Below are 21,961 nucleotides of genomic sequence, written 5' to 3'. Positions count from 1 at the left end.
CCGGGATTTAAGTCAATGCCTGCAGACGAGGTTCAGCCGAACAGCCTGGCGAACTCCGCCTCGCCGCGCGGCGAGAAGGCGATGACGCGGGTCTGGTCGATGCGCCGCGCCCAGCCGAGCGCATAGAGGCGCGACAGCAGCGCCGCGCCGAGCGCGCCGGCGAGATGCGGCCGGCGTTCGCTCCAGTCGAGACAGGTACGACAGAGCGGACGGCGGGCGCGACGCAGACCGGCGACGTCGACGCCGAATCGCTCGAAGCGCACCGCGCCGGCAGCAGTGATATCGATCGCGCCGCCATCGAGGGCGACGAGGCCGTTGCGGCAAAGACGGGCGAACAGATCGACACCCTTGGCGCCGGCGAGATGATCGTAACAGACCCGCGCCGCGCGCAATTGCGGGTCCCGCGGCCCGGGCCGGGTTCGCCGCCGTCCGGCCTGGGCGGCGAGATCCATCAGCGCCTCGATCGCCGCGGCGACGTCGGCCCCCGCCAGCCGGTAGTAGCGATGGCGCCCCTGCTGCTCGACCGCGATCAGCCCCGCCTCGCGCAATTGCGCCAGGTGACCGCTGGCGGTCTGCGGCATCACGCCGGCGGTCGTGGCGAGCTCGCCCGCAGTGAGAGCCTGGCCCGCCATCAGCGCGCCGAGGATGCTGGCACGCGCCGGATCGCCGAGCAGCGCCGCCACGCCCGCGATGTCTGGTCCTTCCCGCATGGATTCATTTTAGCACAGCAATCCGGTCGACGCTTCGGCAACGGCCGAAGCGTCGCATCGGTCTCGGCGGCTATGGCGTCGGCCTTCAGTCGAAGGAAGCCCGACGTGACGCGCCTGATTGCCACGCTCCTCGCCGTTGTCGCCACAGGATTGCCGATGCTCCACGCCCAGACCATCACCCACACTTTGCCGGGATCGCCGGCCTCGTCCGACGCGGGCTGGCGGCCGCGCCTCGCCCTGCGGGAACAAACGCTGGGCCACGCCGACCGGCGCCGTCCGGTGCTCTATGTCCACGGCGCCACCTTTCCCTCCGCCAGTTCGATCATGTTCCGCTTCGAGGGCCGCTCCTGGGCCGACGCGCTCAACGAGGCCGGCTTCTCGGCCTGGGGACTCGATTTCGCCGGCTATGGCGATTCCGAGCGCTATCCGGAGATGACAGGCGACGCACCTGCGCCTGGCGCGCCGCTCGGCCGGGCGCCCGTGGCCGCGGACCAGATCGAACGGGCGGCGCGCTTCATCCTGGCCGAAACGGGCGCATCGCGGCTGTCGGTCATCGCCCATTCCTGGGGCACCATCGCCACCGGCCTGTTCCTGACCCGTCATCCGGAGCTGGTCGAGCGCGCGGTGTTCTTCGGACCGATCGCGCGCCGCCATACGCTGTCCGATGTTCCCTCGATCGGGCCTTGGCGTCTGATCACCCTCGAGGAGCAGTATCGTCGCTTCGTCGAGGACGTGCCGCCCGGCCATCCCGGCGTGCTGGCCGAGGCTGACTTGCCATCCTGGAACGCGACCTATCTCGCCAGCGACGAGGACGGCCTCACCCGATCACCGCCCGCGGTGAAGACGCCGACCGGCCCCGCGGCCGACATCATGGCGGCCTGGTCGGGCAAGCTCGGCTACAATCCGGCGGCGGTGACCGTGCCGATTGCGATCGTGCGCGGCGAATGGGACAGTCTGTGCACTGATGCGGACGCCGCGTCCCTGCGCGCCAGTCTCGGTTCGGGACCGGACAGCATCGACGTCAAGATCCCGCAAGGAACGCACCTGATGCATCTGGAGCAGGCACGCGCGGCGCTCTATGGCGCCGCCAACGCATTTCTGGGCAGAAAGTGAGGCAGCCATGATCGCCGTGATCTTCGAAGTCTGGCCCGCCGACGGCCGTCGTGAGGACTACCTCGCCCATGCCGCCCGGCTGCGCGAGGAACTGAGCCGGATCGATGGTTTCATTTCGGTGGAACGCTACGAGAGCCTGACCGAGCCGGGCAAGCTCGTCTCGCTTTCGTTCTGGCGGGACGAGGACGCTGTCGCGCGCTGGCGCAATGAGATCGATCATCGCCGCAGCCAGGCCGCCGGCCGCGCCGGGATCTTCCGCGACTATCGCCTGCGGGTCGCGGCAGTGCTGCGGGACTACGGCCTGAACGATCGCGGCCAGGTTCCGGCCGACAGCCACGAAGCTCTCGCCTGAGCCGCGGATCGCGACGTCATGACGCCGGATGTGAAACATTGCTGCGACGATCAGGGCGTCGACGAGATCGCGCTCGGCGGTATCGAGACCCGCCCGGAAGGCGGCCGCGCCGGATCAAGACGGCGCCGGCGGGCGCCGGTCTTCGTTGGAACCCTGCGGAGCCTTGGCCCCGGCACCGCTCCGCCCCAACTTCTCCCGATTGTAAGTTTAGCAATCCGTCGTGGTTAAGGCGCTCGTAACGGGTGTTTGCGACCAAGAGCGCCGGTGTGCCTTCGCCTCGTTTCGGGCAGACACACGCGCCGAAGGGTGAACGGTTCGTCGGTCGGACGGAGTTTGGGGTGAGCCTGAGAGCTGTTTTCGGATTTCTGGCCCTTGCCGGCGCCGGCGTCGGCATCGGCGCCGGGGCAATCGCCTTCGCCAATACCCTCGCCACCCATCAGCCGCCTCAGGCTTCCGACCTGCGCCGCCTGGCGGATATGCCCCCTCCGGAATTCCCTGCCGCCAATGCCGAAAGCAAGGGCGACCGCCTGCCGGTGGAGCTCGTGGCACTGGCGCCGAGAGATCCGGTTGTCACGGCAGCCGCGGCCCAGGGCTTGCCGAACCTCGCCGAAACCACGGCGCGGGCCTATGCCGCTCTGCAGACGGCGCCCGACGAGAGCATCAAACCGCAGAGCGCCGAGACGCAGCCCGCAGACAAGCGAACCATCGAACAACAGAATACCGGGAGGACGGTCGCCGCCACGACCAAAGCGACCAGGCCGAAGCCGACCAATGTGCTCCTCAACGACAACCAGATCGCCGCGCTGAAGCAGCGGCTGCGGCTCTCCCCGAGCCAGCAGCAGCTCTGGCCGGAGATCGAGGCGGCGCTGCGCGGGGTGCTGCACCAGATCTACGAGGCCAATCGCAAGGCCCGTGGCGCCACCGTGCCGGTCGACACCACGACGCCGGAAGTCGAGCGGCTCAAGACCGCGGCGCTGCCATTCCTGATGCAGATGCGGTCCGACCAGAAAGCCGAGATCATCAGCCTCGCCCGCGTCATCGGCATGGAGAAGATGGTCGCCTCGCTTTAACGGCGCATGCGCATGCTACGGCCCGCCCGGCCGGCCGACTACACCGATTGTTGAATCGCCCGCTCTTGACTCGCCGGCCACCCCACCCCTGCAATGCATGTTGCAGGGGTGATTTCATGCCGCCGGAGACACGGGCATCGGCTTTCGAGCCCCCGGCTCGGCAGGGCGCAAGCGTTTTCAACGACGGGAACCAAGATGGCGATCAGTTCGATGCTGCAACGGACCGCCGCCGCGACGGCCGTGGTTCTGGCGGGTCTTTCGACCGGCTCGGCCGGCGCCGCCGAGATCAGCGGCATCCCCCACATCGTCAGCGGCGAGTCGGTCGTGATCGGCAAGACGCATATCCGCCTGGCGGCCGTCGCCGCGCCTTCGCCCGAACAATTGTGTCTCGACGCCGCCGGGGCGCGCTGGACCTGCGGGCTCTCGGCCCGCGACGAGCTTACCAGCCATGTCGACAAGAAGCCGTGGAGCTGCCAGACGCTGCGCGCCGACAGCTACGGCCGCACCGTGGCGAAATGCACCGTGGACGGCGAGGATATCGGCAAGTGGCTGGTGCGGTCCGGCTGGGCGGTGGCGGTGACCCGGGTGGCGCATGATTACGCGGCGGATGAGGCCGCCGCCAAGACGGAGAAGGCCGGGCTGTGGGCCGGCGCCTTCATCGCCCCGCCCGAATGGCGACGACGCAACAAGCAGGCCCCGGTGCTGGGCAGCGTCGACGTGACCCCGGCGAGCCGGGTCACACTGATGCGCGGCCGCTCGGATTCCAGACCGCCGTCGCCCGATTGCGCCATCAAGGGCCACGTCAACCGCTCGGGCACCTGCATCTATCACCTGCCCGGCGGCCGCTGGTACGCGCGCATCTCCATGGCCCCGGAAAACGGCGATCGCTGGTTCTGCTCGAAGGAAGAGGCCGAACTGGCGAGCTGCCGCGAGACACGGCGCTAGTGTGGCGTTTCCAACGTTCGTATCCCATTGCAGCAGGCGCTCATACGAACGTTGGAAACAAGGGGACACTAGTGTCCTGTCTCCGAATTACCGCTTCATTTGCCTCACCTTCGCACGGTAATTCGGAGACATCGGGACACTAGCAAAATCAAAAAGCTAGTGTGGCTTATGTCTCGCAATTGCCTACTGGGGCTTGCCGCGAAGGGCATAGGCAATTGCGAGACGCCACACTAGCGTCACAACGGCGGGTCGATCGCCTCGGCATATTCCTTCCTGAAGCGGGCGATCAGCTCGGCCGCGGGCACCACGTCATCGATGCTGCCGATGCCCTGGCCGCTGCCCCAGATCTCCTTCCAGGCCTTGGGCTTGGCGCGCTCGCCGCTGGCATCGGTGCCGAAATTCATCGCGGAAGGATCGGACACCGGCAGGTTGTCGGGATCGAGGCCGGCGGCGACGATGGAGGGCTTGAGGTAATTGCCGTGCACGCCGGTGAAGAGATTGGAATAGATGATGTCGGAGGCGCTCGAGGAGGTGATCATCTGCTTGTAGTCATCGACCGCATTGGCCTCTCTGGTCGCGATGAAGGCAGAACCAATGTAGGCGAAGTCGGCACCGAGGACCCGGGCGGCGCGGATGGCGCGACCGTTGCCGATCGCTCCCGACAGCGCGAGCGGGCCGTTGAACCACTTCCGGGTCTCGGCCACGAAGGCGAAGGGCGAAAGCTGCCCGGCATGACCGCCGGCGCCCGCGGCAACCAGCACCAGACCGTCGGCCCCCTTCTCGACCGCCTTGTGGGCGAAGGTCTGGTTGATCACGTCGTGGAAGGTAATGCCGCCCCAGCCATGCACGGCCTGGTTGAGCTCCTCGCGCGCGCCGAGCGAGGTGATGATCATGGGCACTTTGTATTTCTCGCAGAGCGCCATGTCCTCATCGAGCCGGTTGTTCGACTTGTGGACGATCTGGTTGACCGCGAAAGGCGCCGACGGCCGCTCGGGATGCGCGCGGTCGTACGCGGCGAGTTCCTCGATGATGCGCGCCAGCCACTCGTCGAGCAGCGCCGCCGGACGGGCGTTCAACGCCGGAAACGAGCCGACCACGCCGGCCTTGCACTGGGCGATGACCAGATCCGGATTGGAGATGATGAAAAGCGGCGATCCGATCACCGGCAGCGTCAGACGACCCTTGAAGAGCGCGGGCATGGTCATTGTGCAGAAATTCCTTCCCCTGAAGTTCCGATCGCAGCGTAGCAGGCGCCAAATTCGCGACCTTGCGCCGATGCGCTGCCATGCCGCGCCGGCGGCCTACTCGTGGTGCGGCACGATGCCAGAAGGAGGACAGGAAAAGCAATCCGGGGGAAGGCGCTCGAAGCGCGCCTTATTGACAGAGCGCCCGTATGACGAAATTTTCCAGAATACAGGCCTGCCGCTGCTTGGGCTTGTCGCCTGACAGCAGCACAGCCGCCGGGCAGTTTTCGGCGGAATCGGAATCGAGGCTCTGCCCGTCCTTGAAGCCCTTGTCAGTGCACATCTTCGTCGCCGCGATCTTGCAGTCCGGCGCACCGTTGATCGCGACCGGACATTTGACGCGGCCGCTCACCACCTGCTGCCGCGACATTCGCGTCAGATTGTCGGTCGCCTCGCGGGTGCTCTTATTCCATTCCTCGAGCGTCTGCTGCGGCGATTTGACCGAGGGCAGTCCCCACGACGGCGCGTGAAGCCATTTGCCAACCTCGTCGATGAAGCCCGGCCGGTTCGGCGCCATCGGATCAACTTGATCGGAGCGACTTTGATCAGGGCGGGTCTGATCGGCCGAGGCACCGGAATCCGGCAAGGCCCGGAGTACTGGGGGTGGTTCGGAGGGCGGGACGGCCTGCTGAGCGGCGGCCGGCAGCGCTGCGAAATTGGTCACGACAAGGGTCAGGACCGCAATCACGGCGGGCAACAATGCCCCGGCGGAGGGAACATCCCCGGAGATCCCGCTCTGGCGCAGATCCGTCATGGCCGGGCGCGACATGGTTCGATCATGACCTCACAGGCGGCAAAGGCCCTTGCCGGGTGAAATTAAGGGATATCCGCTTTTGCCCGGTCACCGCAATGGCGCATTCCGTGCCGGGTGGCGCGGACGGAAAACCCTCAGAACAAACGAACGGCGATGATGAAGCCCGCGACCAGCACCGCAGCGCCGATCGCCACCCACATCCCGAGACGCGCCTCGATCTGCGACCTGATCCAGCTGCCGTAGCGATTGAGCAGGATGGCGACGATGAAGAACCGGCCGCCGCGCGCGATCACCGAAAACAGGACGAACAGCGGCAGATTGTAGCCGGCAAAGCCCGAGGTGATGGTGACGATCTTGTAGGGGATCGGGGTCAGCCCCTTCAGCAGGATGATCCAGGCGCCGTATTCGGCATAGGCGGTCCGGAAGGCCTCGACCTTGTCGCCATAGCCATACAGCTGGATCAACCACTGCCCGATGGAATCGTAAAGAACGGCACCGATCGCATAGCCGAGCAGGCCGCCGGCGACCGAGGCGACGGTGCAGATGACCGCATAGAGCCAGGCCCGTTGCGGCCGCGCCAGCGACATCGGAATCAGCATCACGTCCGGGGGCACCGGAAAGAACGAACTCTCGGCGAAGGACACCGCGGCGATGATCCAGAGCGCGTAGGGCCGGTCGGCGGCAATGATGCACCAGTCGTAGATACGTCTCAGCATGAGGTGTGATCGAGGTCCTGCGGGCCGACATGCGGCTGAAGAAGGCCGGGGTGGCCGGGGCGCTGTGGGTATAAAGCGAAAGCGCGCCGGCGCAAACCGCTTTGGTTCGGCGCTACTTGCCCAGCCGGCCGCCGCCGATGGCGACCACCGCATGGCCGCCCGGACGTGATGCGGCAACTCGACGCGCCTGCCTGGCGCCCTTGCCGGTGGCTTTGGGGAGCTTCTCGGCGATTCCGAGCAGTTCCTCGCGCCGGGTCATTTCGGCCCAGATGTCCGCCGGCTTCACGCCGGCAGCGGCCCACAACACCGTGAGATGATAGAGCAGATCGGCGCTTTCCCGCACCACCGCCTCGGGCGTACCGCTGATCGCATCAAGGGCGACTTCGATCGCCTCCTCGGCGAGCTTCTTGGCCATTTTTGACGGCCCACGCTGCAACAGGCGCGCGGTGCGCGAAACGTCGGGATCAAGATCCCGCGCCTCGATGACCGCCGCAAAGAGTCGTTCCAGCGAATCACTCATTTCACCAACGCTACAGCAAGCAGATGTCAGGGGTGTTAATGGCGCGCCGGACGACAGCGCCCGGGCGCGCGATCAACGCCTCGGCCCGCCGACAGCCGGCAAGCGCCGCGGCAGCACCGGACGCGGCCGGAACCGCTCACCAGCCGTAATCTCACCAGCCGTAATAGCGCGGCCCGTAGTAGCCCGGCGGTGGCCCGTAATAGTAGCCCGGGCCGTAGCCGTAATAGCGGTCGTAATAATCGCGGCGCTGCTGCTCGGCGATGATGCCGCCCATCAGGCCCATGAAACTGCCGAAGGCGGCCGCTGCGGCGGCGCCGTCGCCGCGATAGTAGCGCCGCGCATAGCGCCGTCGCGCGGCGCTGAAATCCGTGGCCTTGCTCGCCGCCACGGTGCTGGCGGTCGATGCGGCCAGCACCGGCTGCGTCTCGATCGCCGTCGTCGCCATGGCACCGATCAGCGCCAGCATGACGACGCGGCCGGCGGGCTTCCACAATCCTCGCGTCTTGGTCATCGGAGAACTCCTCGCGCCAGTGTCTACGACGAATTCGCTGCAATGCTGATGCGAGCGTCAGATCCACCGCACCAGTGTGGCGTCTCGCAATTGCCTACCGTCTTTGCGGCAAGGCTTTTGCGGCAAGGCTCTCGTAGGCAATTGCGAGACATAAGCCACACTAGCACTTTGATTTCGCTAGTGTCCTGATGTCTCCGAATGACCGTGCGAGCATGAGGCAAATGGAGCGGTAATTCGGAGACAGGACACCAGTGCCCGCTTTTCGAAGTTCGTGTCCGGACGATGCCGCAACCAACTCACGAATTTCGGAAACAGGACACTCGCCCGGATCACAACGATCCCTTGAACATGTAGGTTCCGCGGCGACGCGCACAAGGCTCATGCACGATCCTGCCGAATCGGACCGCTCAACCGTCCCGGAGAGATGCGCTCCCCCCACGGCAGCAAGCAGCGTTGCGGACAACGCGCCACGGCAGTATCGCCCGCCGCCGCGCCCGGCTAAGATCGCGGCCAAAATCGCTTGGGGGCCGCCGGACATGGCTTTTCTCCGCCTCTACACCCGCGCGCTGCAACTACTCGGCCGCGAGGCCAGACTTGGCTGGATACTGGCCGTCGCCAATCTCCTGCTCGCGGTGGCGCAGTTCGCCGAACCCGTGCTGTTCGGCCGCATCATCGATGCGCTCTCCGCCGTGCCGGAAGGCGGTGGTCTCGCCGGTACTCCGCCACGGGTATGGCCGATGCTCGGCGCCTGGGTGGCATTCGGTCTGTTCACCATCGGCTGCGGCGTGATCGTCGCCCTCCACGCCGACCGCCTCTCGCATCGCCAGCGCCAGGCCGTGCTGACCAGCTATTTCGAGCACATCCTGCAATTGCCGCTGACCTTCCACAGCGGCGTGCATTCCGGCCGGCTGATGAAGGTGATGCTGCAAGGCACGGATGCGCTGTGGCGGCTCTGGCTCGGCTTCTTCCGTGAACACTTCGCCGCCATCCTGTCGCTGCTGGTGCTGCTGCCGCTGTCGCTCTACCTCAACTGGCGGCTCGCCATCCTGCTGTTCGCGCTGTGCGTCATCTTCACGGCGCTGACCACGATGGTGGTGCGCAAGACCTACAGCATGCAGAGCGCGGTCGAAGATCACTTCGGCGACCTCGCCGCGCGCGCTTCCGACGCCCTCGGCAACGTCGCACTGGTGCAAAGCTATGTCCGGGTCGAGGCCGAGGTCCAGGACCTGCGCAGCGTTGCCGACAAGCTGCTCTCGGTGCAGATTCCGGTGCTGTCCTGGTGGGCGGTCGTCGCGGTGATGACGCGGGCTTCCACCACCATCACCATTCTCGCGATCTTCGTCGTCGGCATCGTCCTGCACGGCGACGGCCTTGCCAGCATCGGCGAGATCGTGATGTTCGTCTCCTTCGCCTCCATGCTGATCCAGAAGCTCGAACAGGTGGTGGGCTTCATCAACAGCATCTTCCTGGAAGCGCCCCGGTTGCAGGAGTTCTACGGCGTGCTCGACGCGGTGCCCGCAGTGCGCGACCATCGGGACGCCATCGACCCGGGCCGGCTGCAGGGCCTCGTCGAATTCGTCGACGTGTCCTTCTCCTATGACGGCAAGCGGCCCGCGGTGCAGGACCTCTCCTTCACCGCCCTGCCCGGCGAAACCATCGCCCTGGTCGGACCGACCGGGGCCGGCAAGTCCACCGCCATCGCGCTGCTGCATCGCGCCTTCGATCCGCAATCCGGCATCATCCGCATCGACGGCATGGACATTCGCGGCATGACCTTGACCGCGCTACGGCGAAATATCGGCGTCGTGTTCCAGGAAGCCCTGCTGTTCAACCGCTCGATCGCCGAGAATCTGAGGGTCGGCAAGCCCGACGCCACCGATGCGGAACTGCGCGAGGCCGCCGCCCGGGCCCAGGCGCTGGATTTCATCGAGCGCTCCGAGCACAAGTTCGACACCCATGCCGGCGAGCGCGGCCGCATGCTGTCCGGCGGTGAGCGCCAGCGGCTATCGATCGCGCGGGCGCTGCTCAAAAACCCGCCGATCCTGATCCTCGACGAGGCGACCAGCGCGCTCGACGCGGTGACCGAGGCGCGCCTCAATACGGCCCTCGATACCGTCATGCGTGGCCGCACGACCTTCGTCATCGCGCACCGGCTCTCCACCATCCGCAACGCCACGCGGATCCTGGTCTTCAGCGACAGCAAGGTGATCGAAAGTGGAACTTTCGATGAACTGATCGCCCGCGGCGGGCACTTCGCCGATCTCGCCCGCGCCCAGTTCATGCTGCAGGACAAGGCGGCACCGGCACAGATGAGGGGCTAGTGCGGCGCCTCGCAATTGCCTATGCCCTTTGCGGCAAGCCCCTGTAGGCAATTGCGAGACATAAGCCGCACTAGCTTTTTGATTTTGCTAGTGTCCTGATGTCTCCGAATGACCGTGCGAGGGTGAGGCAAATGAAGCGGTAATTCGGAGACAGGACACTAGTGTCCCGTTTCCAACGTTCGTATTCCTTTGCAGCAGGCGCTTCTACGAACGTTGGAAACCAGGGGCACTAGCATCAATATGATTTTAGTGCGGTTTTGGATCTGGTGCGTTTGAAGAACGCGCTGCAATGCTGAAACGAGCGAGCGCCGAAATTTGGCCCCTTTCATGCCTGACTCCGAGCCCGCCGCCGATGCAGCCGGGCACTGTTCTGCCAACGCAAGACCGTATAGATTTGGCTGGCGCGGGGCGCGCTCGCCGCTCCGGGGACTATCCACGATCTTCCTCGCAGAACCTTCCGGTCTGACAGCAGAACCCGGCCGCTGGTCGCAGATGATCTCTCAAACTTCCGGAATCGCCACGTGCAAGTCCTGACCGCTCCGCTCCGCAAGCTTTGCAGCCGACATCTATTGGCCCTCGCCTTCGCCGCGCTCGTGGGCGTGATGTCGACGGCCCGTCAGGCCGATGCCGAATCCCTGCTGCTGGTGGAGGCCGATACCGGCAAGGTGCTGCACGCCGAAAACGCCACCTATCCCTGGTATCCGGCATCGGTGACCAAGCTGATGACGGCCTATGTCGTGCTCAAGGCGGTCAGGGACGGCAGGCTGTCGCTCGACACCCTGCTGACGGTCTCGCCGACCGCGGCGTCGCAGGCTCCCTCCAAGATGGGCTTGCCGCCGGGCACCCAGGTCACGGTCGACAATGCCATGAAGATGATGATGGTGAAGTCGGCCAACGACATGGCGGTGGTACTGGCCGAAGGGCTCGACGGCACGATCGAGGATTTCGCCGACGACATGAATCGCAATGCCGCCCGCCTCGGCATGACCCAGTCCCATTTCGTCAATCCGAACGGATTGCCGGCGGACGGCCACGTCAGCTCGGCGCGCGACCTCGCCGTCCTCGCCCGCGCGATCCTGCACGACCTGCCGGAATACGAATATTTCGTCCACATTCCGGCGATCAAATTCGGTCGCCGCATCACCCGCAACTTCAACAGCCTGATTGGCCGCTATCCAGGCGCCGACGGCATGAAGACCGGCTTCATCTGCGCGTCGGGCTTCAACCTCGTCGCCTCGGCGACGCGCAACAACAAGCGCCTGATCGCGGTGGTGCTCGGCGCCTCTTCGTCCAGCATGCGCGCCTACAAGGCCGCGCAACTGCTCGAGCGCGGCTTCTCCGGCGTCAGCCTCGCCTGGCTGGCGCCCTCGCTCGGCACCGTGGACCAGCTGGTCCCGGTCAATGCCGATCCGCCCAACCTGCGCGACGACATGTGCGGCCCGCACCGCAAGCGCCAGCAGGCGCCGGAATCCGATGACGACAACGCCACCACCGCATCCGGCGAAGGCAGCTCTTTGTCGCTGTTCGCGGGGCTGCAGCCGGGACAGCTCAAGCCGGCGGAGATGCTGGCGCAGGCCCCCGCGGCGGCGCAGCCGGTGATCGTCTACACCGGTCCGACCAAGACCGGCACGGCCCTGATCGCCGCCAATGCCGCGGAAGCCGAAAGCCAGAAGCCGAAGGCGCGGAAGGCGCACGCCGCCAAGCCCAAGGCGGCCGGCGACACCAAGCAGGTCGCCGCCAAGCCGGAAGCCAAGTCGGAAGCAAAGCCGGAAGCAAAGCCGCAAGCCAAGTCAGAGACGAAGTCCGATGCCAAGACGGCCGCCAAGCCGGCATCGGCCACCAGGCTGGCGGTCAGGCCGGCAGTGACGACTGCCGCCAAGCCCGAGGCCAAGTCGGACGCCGCGACAGCGGTGGCCAAGCCCGCCGCCAAACCTGCCCCTAAGGCAGTGAAGCCCGGCACCAACGCCGAGGGCGCCGCCAAACCCGCCGCCCGCAAGGACAGCAAGAAGGACCCCAAGCCGGTCACCGAGCGCGCCGTGGACGGCGCGCCCAAGGGCTGAGAGGGGGCGGTCCAGAGCCCGCGCGGCCCGGAACGCTCAGCCTAAGCACCTGTACCATCTTGCCAAATATCGCTCCCGCCGGAAGCGGGAAATTGCCGTAGCGGCTTGCCAGCGCGCGCTCCTTCGCCCAATACTCCCCCACCAATCCGAGCAGGACCCGCGCAACAAGAGCGGGCCGGTTATTCAATGACAAGGGGGGCACCATGGAGCGCATCTGGCTCAAGAACTATCCTGCTGGCGTACCCGCGGATATCGACGTCAACCAGTATGCCTCGCTGGTCGCGCTCCTCGAGGAGAGCTTCGCCAAATTCCGGGATCGCAAGGCCTTCATCTGCATGGACAAGGCGATCACCTACGGCGAGCTCGACGAGATGTCGCGGGCCTTTGCCGCCTACGTGCAGAGCAAGGGTTTCGCCAAGGGGACCCGCATCGCGGTGATGATGCCGAACGTGCTGCAGAACCCGATCGCGGTGGCCGCGATCCTGCGCGCCGGCTGCGCCGTGGTGAACGTCAATCCGCTCTACACGCCCCGCGAGCTCGAGCATCAGCTCAAGGATTCCGGGGCCGAGGCGATCGTGCTGCTGGAGAATTTCGCGATCACGCTGGAAAAGGTGATCGCCCGGACCAACATCCGCCATGTCGTCATTGCCACCATGGGCGATCTGCTCGGCTTCAAGGGCGTGATCGTCAATTTCGTGGTGCGGCGGGTCAAGAAGATGGTGCCCGCCTTCTCGCTGCCCACGGCGGTGACCTTCAACGACGCCCTGGCCGCCGGCCGCAAGCTCGAACTTGCCAAGCCTGCGCTTGGCCCCGACGACGTCGCCTTCCTGCAATATACCGGTGGCACGACCGGCACCTCCAAGGGCGCGACGCTGCTCCATCGCAACATCCTCGCCAACACGCTGCAGAACGACGCCTGGCTGCAGCCGGCGCTGCGCAAACCACCGATCGTCGACCAGCTCTTCATGGTCTGCGCGCTGCCACTCTACCATATCTTCGCGCTGACCGCCTGTTTCCTGCTCGGCATGCGCGCCGGCGGCGTCAACCTGCTGATCCCCAATCCGCGCGACATCGGCGGCTTCATCAAGGAGCTGCAGAAGTACAAGGTCAACAACTTCCCCGCCGTCAACACCCTCTACAACGCGCTGCTGCATCACCCGGAGTTCAAGAAGGTCGACTTCTCGATGCTCAAGACCTCGATCGGCGGCGGCATGGCGGTCCAGAAATCCGTCGCAGAAGAGTGGCTGAAGACCACCGGCTGCCCGCTGTCGGAAGGCTACGGTCTGTCGGAAACCTCGCCGACGCTGACCTGCAACCCCGCCGACATCGACCACTTCACCGGCACCATCGGCCTGCCGGTGCCCTCGACCTACATCTCCATCCGCGACGATGACGGCAACGAACTTCCGCTCGGCACAGCCGGCGAAATCTGCGCCAAGGGCCCACAGGTGATGGCCGGCTACTGGCGGCGACCGGAAGAAACCGCCAAGGTGATGACCACGGACGGCTTCTTCCGCACCGGCGACATCGGCATCATGGATGCCGACGGATACACCAAGATCGTGGACCGCAAGAAGGACATGATCCTGGTCTCGGGCTTCAACGTCTATCCCAACGAGGTGGAAGAGGTGATCGCCAGCCACCCGGGCGTGCTGGAATGCGCGGTGGTGGGCGTGCCGGACGAGAAGTCCACCGAGGCGGTCAAGGCCTTCGTCGTGCGCAAGGACCCGAACCTCACCGCCCAGGACATCATCAAATTCGCCCACACCCAGCTCACCAACTACAAGGTGCCAAAGCAGGTCGAATTCCGAACCGAATTGCCCAAGACCAATGTCGGCAAGATCCTGCGCCGCGAACTGCGCGACCAGAAGCCGCCGATGGCCCAGGCTGGCTGAGCAACCCTCGCATGGCGGCCGACCTTCGCTGCTTCCTCTACATGCCCCTGGTGCATTCGGAGAGCGCGGCCGATCAGACGGACAGCGTCGCACTGTTCGATGCGCTCGGCCGCACCACCACTGTCGAGGAGCAGGCCTTTTTCGGGGGCGGAGGCTTTTCCGGTTGAAGACCCGGCACCCTCCACCGAACCGAATCTTAACGCTCCGTTGCTATCCATGCGCGCGCCGCCACCCGGGCGGCGGAGCGACAGCGTGGCCGTGATCGAAAGCCGCCCCGACCCCCTGCCCCCGACGGGCCTGCTGGCGCGTCTGCGCGCGCGGCTGTCCGGCGGCACCGAGGAAGCGGCGATCACCCGGCGCCTCGCCGGCACGATCTTCGTCATTCGCGTCTTCAGCGCCGGCCTCGCCTACGTCTCGCAGGTGCTGCTGGCGCGCTGGATGGGCAGCAGCGACTACGGCGTCTATGTCTATGTCTGGACCTGGGTGCTGCTGCTCGGCAGCATGATGGATTTCGGCATTGCCGTGTCCGCCCAGAAGATCATTCCCGAATATCGCGCGGGTCAGCGCCTGGCGCTGCTGCGCGGTTTTCTCGCCGGCAGTCGCTGGCTGACATTTGCGGTCTCCGGCGCGCTGGCGCTGCTGCTGGCCGGCGCTGTCCGGCTCGCCACGCCCTGGCTCGACCCGGCCGAAGTCACGCCGCTCTATCTTGGCTGCCTGACGCTGCCGGCGTTCGTCGTCGCCAACGTTCAGGACGGGCTCGCCCGCTCGCACGACTGGATGCGCCTCGGGCTGATGCCGCAATTCGTGGTGCGTCAGGGGCTGATCATCAGCCTCACCGCGGTCGCCTTCATCGTCGGCCTCCCGCTCGATGCCACCGAAGCGATGCTGGCGAGCGCGGCCGCGGTCTGGATCGCCATGATCGGCCAGATGGTCGTGCTCAACCGCCGGCTCGGCAGCGCCGTCGAAACCGGCCCCAAGGCCTACGATCTGCGCGGCTGGCTCAAGGTGTCCCTGCCCATCCTGCTGGTGGAGAGCTTCTACCTGCTGCTGTCCTACACCGACGTGTTGATGCTGCAGCAATTCCGCTCGTCGGACGAGGTCGGGGTCTATTTCGCGGTGGTGAAGACGCTGGCGCTGGTCTCGTTCATTCACTACGCGATGTCGGCGACCACCGCCCATCGCTTCACCGAATATCACGCCGCCGGCGACAGGGCGCGGCTTTCCGCCTATGTGGCCGAGGCGATCAAGTGGACCTTCTGGCCGTCGCTGGCCGCGACGCTGGCCCTTCTCGCCATCGGCAAGCCGCTGCTGTGGCTGTTCGGACCGCAGTTCACCGACGGCTACGGCATCATGTTCGTTGCCGCCGTCGGCCTCGTCGGCCGGGCTGCGATCGGGCCGGTCGAACGCCTGCTCAACATGCTCGGCCACCAGCATATCTGCGCGCTGGCCTACGCGCTGGCGTTCGCCATGAACGTGGTGCTGTGCCTGCTGCTGGTGCCGCGGTTCGGCGGCCACGGCGCCGCGGCGGCCACCTCGGCCTCGCTGATCTTCGAGACCGCGCTGCTGTTCTGGATCACCCGCCGGCGGCTCGGGCTGCACGTGCTCGCGTTCGGAAAATTCTAGCCCCGGCTGAGCGGAGCGCACTGCGCATTCCAGACGATCCCCTGATTGACTCCAATGGAGAACCATCCCGTGAAGAACATTCACCATCTCGGCGCGATCGCCTGCATCGCGATCTCGCTGACGAGCTTCGAGACCGAAGCCTGCACCCGCTTCATCTACAAGACGGGGACCGACGGCTTCATCGTCGGCCGCACGATGGACTGGATGGAGGACCCGAAAACCGATCTGTGGGCATTCCCGCAAGGGATGAAGCGTGACGGCGGCCTCGGCGAGGGCTCCATCACCTGGACGTCGAGGCACGGCTCGGTGATCGCATCGTTCTACAACGTCGCGACCGTCGAGGGCATGAACGACGCCGGCCTCGTCGCCAACACGCTCTATCTGGCCGGATCCGACTATGGCGACGCGAAGGCCTCGGGCAAGCCGCTGATCTCGGTCGGCGCCTGGACGCAATATGCGCTCGACAACTTCGCAACGGTCGCCGAGGCCGTCGATGCCCTCGCCAAGGAGCCCTTCGCGGTCGTCGCTCCGGTACTTCCCGACGGCAGCGCGGCGGCCGGGCACCTCTCGCTGGCCGACGCCACCGGCGACAGCGCGATTTTCGAGTATCTGAACGGCAAGCTCGTCATCCACCACGACCCGAAATATACCGTGATGACCAATTCGCCGACCTTCGACCAGCAGTTGGCGATCTCGACCTACTGGAAGAGCATCGACGGGCTCTCCTTCCTGCCGGGAACGATCAACTCCTCCGACCGCTTCGTGCGCATGAGCTGGAGCCTCAATGCCGCGCCGAAGGAGAAGGACGAGCGCCTCGCCCTCGCCACCGCCTTCTCGCTGATCAGGAGCATCTCGGTGCCGCTCGGTCTCTCCAATCCCGGAAAGCCGAACATCGCCGCCACAATCTGGCGGTCCGTCTCCGACATCCACGCCAAGCGCTACTATTTCGAGTCGGCCTACAATCCTTCGATTTTCTGGATCGACATCGACAAGCTGAAGCTCTCCGCCGGTTCGAAGCCGAGCCGGCTCGATCTCGGCAGCCGCCCGATCTATTCGGGCGAGGTGTCGGGCAAGTTCGTCGAGACCGAGCCGTTCAAGTTCCTGGCAAAATGACCGGACCCGGGCCAGCAACGCGGCCGCTCCCCGCCGCCGCCTTGCCGGGCGACACCCGCGCCTGGCGCGCGTCGCGCGTCGTGATTCCCGAACGACGCATCCACCAGTCCGCGCCAGGAACACACTTTCAAGAGAGAGCGAGCCTCGGCCCCGATTCGCTCGGGACCGAGGCTCCGTCGCAGCTCGGAAGATGGATGCCGGCGCCTTACTCGGCGGTCCAGCCGCCGTCGATCGACAGATTGGCGCCGGTGATCTGGCTCGCCTCATCGCCGCAGAGATAGAGCGCCAGCGACGCCACCTGATCGATCGTGACGAACTCCTTGGTCGGCTGTGCGTCGAGCAGAACGTCGTTGATGACCTGATCCCGGGTCAGGTTGCGCGCCTTCATGGTGTCGGGGATCTGCCGCTCCACCAGCGGCGTCCAGACATAGCCGGGGCTGATGCAGTTGCAGGTGATCTTGTCCGTAGCGAGCTCGAGCGCGACGGTCTTGGTCAGCCCGGCGATGCCATGCTTGGCGGCCACATAGGCGGACTTGAAGGGCGAGGCCACCAGCGAATGCGCCGATGCGGTGTTGATGATCCGGCCCCATTGCCGCTTCTTCATGCCGGGCACCGCGGCGCGGATGGCATGGAACGCCGACGACAGGTTGATCGCGATGATCGCGTCCCACTTCTCGACCGGAAACTCCTCGATCGGCGAGACGAACTGGATGCCGGCATTGTTGACGAGAATATCCATGGAACCGAAGCTGCTCTCTCCGAGCGCGACGAAGGCAGCGATCTCGGCGGGCTTGGTCATGTCGGCCGGCGAATAGACGCATTTGACGCCGAACTCGCTCTCGATTCCGGAGCGCTCCTTTTCGATCGCCGCCGCTTCACCCATGCCGTTGATGACGATGTTGGCCCCTGCCTTGGCAAGAGCCCGCGCGATCCCAAGCCCGATGCCGCTTGTCGACCCCGTCACCGCCGCCGTCTTGCCCTTCAGATTGGCCATCGCCGCGCTCCTTCTTTCAACTGCCAGGCCGGTCGAGATCGCCGGGCGTGGCTTCATAATGGGTCAGATCGTAAGTCACCATGGTCTCGCCGTTGAGCGGTTTCTGCAACCACTCCGGATGACTCATGGAGAGGTCGACATCGGCTTCGCCGGCGTCCCAGTGCTCCTGCATGGCGACCTGGGAAAAATCGTAGTCCTTCGACGAGGTCTCGAAATTCTTGCTCTTGTAGATCAGGTGTACCACCGTGACGGCATTTTCCTGCGCCGCCTCGTTGAGATAGACTACGTCCGGATCGGACTTCATATGGTCGGGCAGCTTCGCGATCAGGCTGCGCAGCGCCTTGCGGGCATTGTGCACCTTTCGGTTCATATCGGTGTTGAGGCGGGTCCGGCTGGAATAGCGAATGTCCTTCTCACGTTCGCTCGCCTCCAGCAGGGTGGTCGGCAACCGCCCCCGCGCACTGAACAGATCGACCTGGAAAACCAGGAGATCGCGCAGGGTTTCCTCCGTCAGGACATAATCGAGCGGCGTATTGCTGGCGATGCCGCCGTCCCAATAGAACTCGCCGTCGATCTCGATCGGCGGAAAACCGGGCGGGAGCGCTCCCGAGGCCATGATGTGCTCCGGCTCGATCCTCTGCTTGGCGTTGTCGAAATACACGAAGTTGCCCGTCCGCACATTGACCGCGCCGACGCTGAGGCGCGTGGCGCCGGAATTGATCAGATCGAAATCGACGAGGCGCCGCAAGGTCTGACGCAACGGCGCGGTGTCGTAATAGCTGAGCGACTGGGTGCTGCCCGGCGGCCAAAGCGCCGCCGGCGGAAAGCGCGGTGTGAAGAAGCCCGGCACGCCGAAGGCGGCGATCAGGGCGGCGCTGGTCTCGTTGAAGGCGGTACGCGCATGGTCGCCGTCGACCAGCGGCCGCCAGAGAAGCGGCGACGACACCTGGTCCCAGAATTCGCGCAGGCGGCTCGCGCGCGCCTCGCGCGGATTGCCGGCGATGATCGCAGCATTGATGGCGCCGATGGATATGCCGGCGACCCATTCCGGCTCAAAATCATGACGGCTCAGCGCCGCATAGGCACCGGCCTGGTACGAGCCGAGCGCACCGCCGCCCTGCAACACCAGAACGGGCTGAGACTTGAGCGGAAGGGCTGGAGGGGAAGTCGCGGTCGAATTCATGGCGAGCAAAAAGCCTGGAAGAAATACGCAAGGCGCGCGGGGATGTCAGCTCACCATGTCGTCATCGGTCCGCGGCAGCAAGCGGCTCGCGGGTGTCGGGTGCCGCCAGAATGAGCGTCCAGAACACCTTGTATTTGGTGTTTGGCGCATAGCTGGCGGCGATGCCCATTTTTGTGACACCGTTGTGGAGCATATTGGCGCGGTGAGGCGGCGAATCGCGCCAGCCCGAGAAGGCCTCGGCCAGCGTGTGGTAGCCCGCCGACACGTTCTCGACGGCGATCTTGGCATCGTAACCGGCCGTCTTGATTCTCTGGCCGAGCGTTCCGGTGACGTTGTGGTCGAGCTTGTTGCGGCTCGCCATGGCCTGCGACTGGGCTTGAGCCACCTGCATCAGAACGGGATCGATCTCGACTGCGCCGAGGCCGTTGTTCTGGCGATAGCCCGAGATCATCGAGGCGGCGACCGGCGCGTCGAGCTTGGCGCCGCCATGGGCCATGCTGAGATAGAAGGCTGGTTGCTCCGGCGGCAATTCGCGTTCGGCAGCACATCCACCGAGCGCCAGTGCCCCGGCACTCAACATCAGCGCGCTCAAGACCGGCGTGATGGCAATCCGCATCCCGTTTCCCCTGCAGCCCCACGGACCGCCAAATCATGTCGTCGGGGGTTGTTGCACGGGAACCGTGGCTGAAAGGTGAACGCCGGGCGGAATTCCACCCTCGCCACGAAGTTCGAAAAACAGGGTCTTAAGCGGCGAAAATCCGATAGCGCTGCGGTGCCAGCCCGACGATGTCGCCCGGCCGCAGCGAACGGTCGCGGGGGGCGTCGATCTCGATCACGGTCTCGCCCTTGTCGGCGGCCAGTGCGATATCGGCGCGCTGGGTGGGCCCGAAGGCCCGCACCCGCTTCACCGCCCCCTGCAAGGTGCTGTTCTCCGGCGCTCCGAGGACGACGTCGTGCCGGCGGATGAACAGGCGGGACGGCCCCGCCTCGGCGCCGTCGGGCGAGATGCCGAGAATGCGATCGCCGAGACGGACCTTGCCCTCGACGACCTCGACCGGCAGCACGATGGATTCGCCGATGAAACCATGGACGAAGGCCGTGGCCGGATGGTCGTAGACCTCCGCAGGCGAACCGATCTGCTCGATGCGGCCCCGATCCATGACGACGACGCGGTTGGCGACCTCGAGAGCCTCCTCCTGGTCGTGGGTGACGAAGATCGAGGTGACATGAATCTCGTCGTGAAGCTGACGCAGCCAGCGCCGCAGCTCCTTGCGCACCTTGGCATCCAGCGCGCCGAACGGCTCGTCGAGCAGGAGGATCCGCGGCTCGATCGCCAGAGCCCGGGCCAGCGCGATGCGCTGGCGCTGGCCGCCGGACAACTGGTTGGGATAGCGGTCGGCAAGCCAGTCGAGCTGCACCAGCTCGAGCAGTTCCTTGACCCGGCGACGAATCTCGTCCTCGCTCTTGCGCAAAGCACGCGGCTGCACCCGCAGGCCGAAAGCGACATTCTCGAACACACTCATGTGCCGGAACAAGGCGTAGTGCTGAAAGACGAAGCCCACGTTGCGTTCGCCGGCGCCGCGCGACAGCGCGTCCTCGCCGTCGAAGATGACACTGCCGGAGTCCGGCCAGTCCAATCCGGCGATGATCCGCAACAGCGAGGTCTTGCCCGAGCCCGATGGCCCGAGCAGCGCAAGCAGCTCACCGCTATCGACGGTGAGGTCCACATGGTCGAGCGCCCGGAAGGTGCCGAAGGTCTTGACGAGGTCGCGGACTTCGATGGTCACGTCGCTGGTATCCTCTGGCTGCGGCGGCTGCGCCGTCAGTTCTGGTAGATCTGGTCGAAGGTGCCGCCGTCGCCGAAATGGACCTTCTGGGCCTTGGACCAGCCGCCGAAGGCACCGTCGATGGTGATCAATTCGACCTTGGCGAAGGAATCGGCGTGTTTTGCGGCAACCTCCGGATCGCGCGGCCGGTAGAAATGCTTGGCGGCGAGCTCCTGACCGCCCTTGCTGTAGAGATATTTGAGATAGGCCTCGGCAACGTCGCGCGTGCCCTTCTTGTCCACCACCTTGTCGACCACCGCGACCGGGGGCTCCGCCAGGATGGACAACGAGGGCACCACGATCTGGAATTTCTCCGGACCGAATTCCTTCAGCGCCAGGTAGGCCTCGTTCTCCCAGGCCAGCAGCACGTCGCCGGTGCCGCGCTCGACGAAAGTGACGGTCGCGCCCCGCGCGCCGGTATCCAGCACCGGCACATTCTTGAACAGCGCCTTCAGATAGTCGCGAACCTTGTCCTCGCTGCCGTATTTCTTCGCGGCGTAGGCCCAGGCGGCGAGATAATTCCAGCGCGCGCCGCCCGATGTCTTCGGGTTGGGCGTGATCACGCTGACGCCCGGCTTGATGAGATCGTCCCAGTCCTTGATGCCCTTCGGGTTCCCCTTGCGCACCAGGAAGACGATGGTCGAGGTATAGGGCGCGGCGTTCTGCGGCAGGCGCTGCTGCCACTTGGCATCGATCAGCCCGCGCTCGGCGATGGCGTCGACGTCATAGGCCAGCGCCAGCGTCACCACGTCCGCCTGCAGACCGCCGATCACCGCCCGCGCCTGCGCGCCGGAACCAGCGTGGGACTGCTTCACCTCGACGCTCTTGCCGGTCTCCTTCTGGTAGCTCGCGGCGAAGGCCTGGTTGAACTCCGCGTAGAACTCGCGGGTCGGATCATAGGACACGTTCAACAAGGTGATGTCGGCGGCGAGAGCCACCTGACCCCACATCATGGCGAGGGCGGCGAAGGCGGCGGTGCGGAACAACATGGCTATCTCCTCGTGCGGGGCG

At 65.6% G+C, this 21,961-nt stretch carries 21 protein-coding genes; 10 read left to right on the top strand and 11 right to left on the bottom strand.

The genetic code is table 11. The features are described from left to right. Nucleotides 1-32 precede the first annotated feature (32 nt). Nucleotides 33-710, bottom strand: coding sequence for a helix-turn-helix transcriptional regulator (locus DB459_RS11830; RefSeq protein ID WP_253713056.1), 678 nt, complete (start codon nucleotides 708-710; stop codon nucleotides 33-35). A gap of 105 nt (nucleotides 711-815) precedes the next feature. On the opposite strand from DB459_RS11830, the gene DB459_RS11825 reads away from it, so the two are divergent. The 4 genes from DB459_RS11825 (at nucleotide 816) to DB459_RS11810 (ending at nucleotide 4,190) form a co-directional block, all read left to right on the top strand. Beyond that, nucleotides 816-1,823, top strand: a complete 1,008-nt coding sequence (locus DB459_RS11825; protein WP_253713055.1) for an alpha/beta hydrolase — start codon at nucleotides 816-818, stop codon at nucleotides 1,821-1,823. A gap of 7 nt (nucleotides 1,824-1,830) precedes the next feature. Beyond that, entirely contained in the window at nucleotides 1,831-2,175 is a 345-nt protein-coding gene (locus DB459_RS11820) for an antibiotic biosynthesis monooxygenase (RefSeq protein ID WP_253713054.1), read from the top strand. Nucleotides 2,176-2,513: 338 nt separating this feature from the next. Continuing rightward, the gene (locus DB459_RS11815) at nucleotides 2,514-3,245 is read left to right on the top strand and encodes a hypothetical protein (protein WP_253713053.1); all 732 of its coding nucleotides are present in this window, start codon (nucleotides 2,514-2,516) and stop codon (nucleotides 3,243-3,245) included. A 210-nt stretch (nucleotides 3,246-3,455) separates the two neighbouring features. Next, complete coding sequence (locus DB459_RS11810; protein WP_253713534.1) at nucleotides 3,456-4,190, top strand: thermonuclease family protein; 735 nt, start codon at nucleotides 3,456-3,458, stop codon at nucleotides 4,188-4,190. A gap of 236 nt (nucleotides 4,191-4,426) precedes the next feature. Here the strand turns inward: DB459_RS11810 and DB459_RS11805 are convergent, their stop codons facing one another. From DB459_RS11805 to DB459_RS11785, 5 genes are all read right to left on the bottom strand, one after another. Further along, nucleotides 4,427-5,395, bottom strand: a complete 969-nt coding sequence (locus DB459_RS11805; protein ID WP_253713052.1) for a nitronate monooxygenase family protein — start codon at nucleotides 5,393-5,395, stop codon at nucleotides 4,427-4,429. 169 nt (nucleotides 5,396-5,564) lie between these two features. After that, complete coding sequence (locus tag DB459_RS11800) at nucleotides 5,565-6,203, bottom strand: hypothetical protein (RefSeq protein WP_253713051.1); 639 nt, start codon at nucleotides 6,201-6,203, stop codon at nucleotides 5,565-5,567. Between the two features lie 119 nt (nucleotides 6,204-6,322). After that, entirely contained in the window at nucleotides 6,323-6,904 is a 582-nt protein-coding gene (locus tag DB459_RS11795) for a YqaA family protein (protein WP_253713050.1), read from the bottom strand. Between the two features lie 112 nt (nucleotides 6,905-7,016). Next, the gene (gene hisE, locus DB459_RS11790) at nucleotides 7,017-7,424 is read right to left on the bottom strand and encodes a phosphoribosyl-ATP diphosphatase (protein ID WP_253713049.1); all 408 of its coding nucleotides are present in this window, start codon (nucleotides 7,422-7,424) and stop codon (nucleotides 7,017-7,019) included. A gap of 151 nt (nucleotides 7,425-7,575) precedes the next feature. Then, entirely contained in the window at nucleotides 7,576-7,935 is a 360-nt protein-coding gene (locus DB459_RS11785; protein ID WP_253713048.1) for a hypothetical protein, read from the bottom strand. Between the two features lie 536 nt (nucleotides 7,936-8,471). Between DB459_RS11785 and DB459_RS11780 the strand changes: the two genes are divergently transcribed. From DB459_RS11780 to DB459_RS11755, 6 genes are all read left to right on the top strand, one after another. Further along, nucleotides 8,472-10,256, top strand: coding sequence for a glucan ABC transporter ATP-binding protein/ permease (locus tag DB459_RS11780; RefSeq protein ID WP_253713047.1), 1,785 nt, complete (start codon nucleotides 8,472-8,474; stop codon nucleotides 10,254-10,256). Nucleotides 10,257-10,858: 602 nt separating this feature from the next. Continuing rightward, nucleotides 10,859-12,316 (top strand): serine hydrolase, encoded by a 1,458-nt coding sequence (locus tag DB459_RS11775; protein WP_253713046.1) that lies wholly within the window; start codon nucleotides 10,859-10,861, stop codon nucleotides 12,314-12,316. Between the two features lie 203 nt (nucleotides 12,317-12,519). After that, nucleotides 12,520-14,211: a long-chain fatty acid--CoA ligase gene (locus DB459_RS11770; protein WP_253713045.1), complete on the top strand. Its 1,692-nt coding sequence runs from the start codon at nucleotides 12,520-12,522 to the stop codon at nucleotides 14,209-14,211. A gap of 11 nt (nucleotides 14,212-14,222) precedes the next feature. Continuing rightward, nucleotides 14,223-14,378 carry a DUF924 family protein gene (locus DB459_RS11765; RefSeq protein ID WP_253713044.1) on the top strand — a complete coding sequence of 52 codons (156 nt, stop codon included), beginning with the start codon at nucleotides 14,223-14,225 and terminating at the stop codon, nucleotides 14,376-14,378. An 85-nt stretch (nucleotides 14,379-14,463) separates the two neighbouring features. Beyond that, entirely contained in the window at nucleotides 14,464-15,834 is a 1,371-nt protein-coding gene (locus tag DB459_RS11760) for an oligosaccharide flippase family protein (protein WP_253713043.1), read from the top strand. 69 nt (nucleotides 15,835-15,903) lie between these two features. Further along, nucleotides 15,904-16,947, top strand: a complete 1,044-nt coding sequence (locus tag DB459_RS11755; RefSeq protein ID WP_253713042.1) for a linear amide C-N hydrolase — start codon at nucleotides 15,904-15,906, stop codon at nucleotides 16,945-16,947. 205 nt (nucleotides 16,948-17,152) lie between these two features. Here the strand turns inward: DB459_RS11755 and DB459_RS11750 are convergent, their stop codons facing one another. The 5 genes from DB459_RS11750 to DB459_RS11730 all read right to left on the bottom strand — a co-directional run bounded on the left by DB459_RS11750 (nucleotide 17,153) and on the right by DB459_RS11730 (nucleotide 21,939). Next, complete coding sequence (locus DB459_RS11750) at nucleotides 17,153-17,941, bottom strand: 3-hydroxybutyrate dehydrogenase (RefSeq protein WP_253713041.1); 789 nt, start codon at nucleotides 17,939-17,941, stop codon at nucleotides 17,153-17,155. A 16-nt stretch (nucleotides 17,942-17,957) separates the two neighbouring features. Further along, nucleotides 17,958-19,124, bottom strand: coding sequence for a patatin-like phospholipase family protein (locus DB459_RS11745; protein ID WP_253713040.1), 1,167 nt, complete (start codon nucleotides 19,122-19,124; stop codon nucleotides 17,958-17,960). A gap of 61 nt (nucleotides 19,125-19,185) precedes the next feature. After that, entirely contained in the window at nucleotides 19,186-19,740 is a 555-nt protein-coding gene (locus DB459_RS11740) for a CAP domain-containing protein (protein ID WP_371926926.1), read from the bottom strand. Nucleotides 19,741-19,867: 127 nt separating this feature from the next. Next, entirely contained in the window at nucleotides 19,868-20,911 is a 1,044-nt protein-coding gene (locus tag DB459_RS11735) for a sulfate/molybdate ABC transporter ATP-binding protein (protein WP_253713039.1), read from the bottom strand. A gap of 35 nt (nucleotides 20,912-20,946) precedes the next feature. Beyond that, nucleotides 20,947-21,939: a sulfate ABC transporter substrate-binding protein gene (locus DB459_RS11730; RefSeq protein ID WP_305884159.1), complete on the bottom strand. Its 993-nt coding sequence runs from the start codon at nucleotides 21,937-21,939 to the stop codon at nucleotides 20,947-20,949. Nucleotides 21,940-21,961: the final 22 nt, after the last annotated feature.

The sequence above is a fragment of the Bradyrhizobium sp. WD16 genome (assembly GCF_024181725.1).
Taxonomy (GTDB): domain Bacteria; phylum Pseudomonadota; class Alphaproteobacteria; order Rhizobiales; family Xanthobacteraceae; genus Bradyrhizobium_A.
The sequence above is the reverse complement of the archived record's forward strand: the minus strand, read 5'-3'. Positions and strand labels throughout refer to the sequence as shown.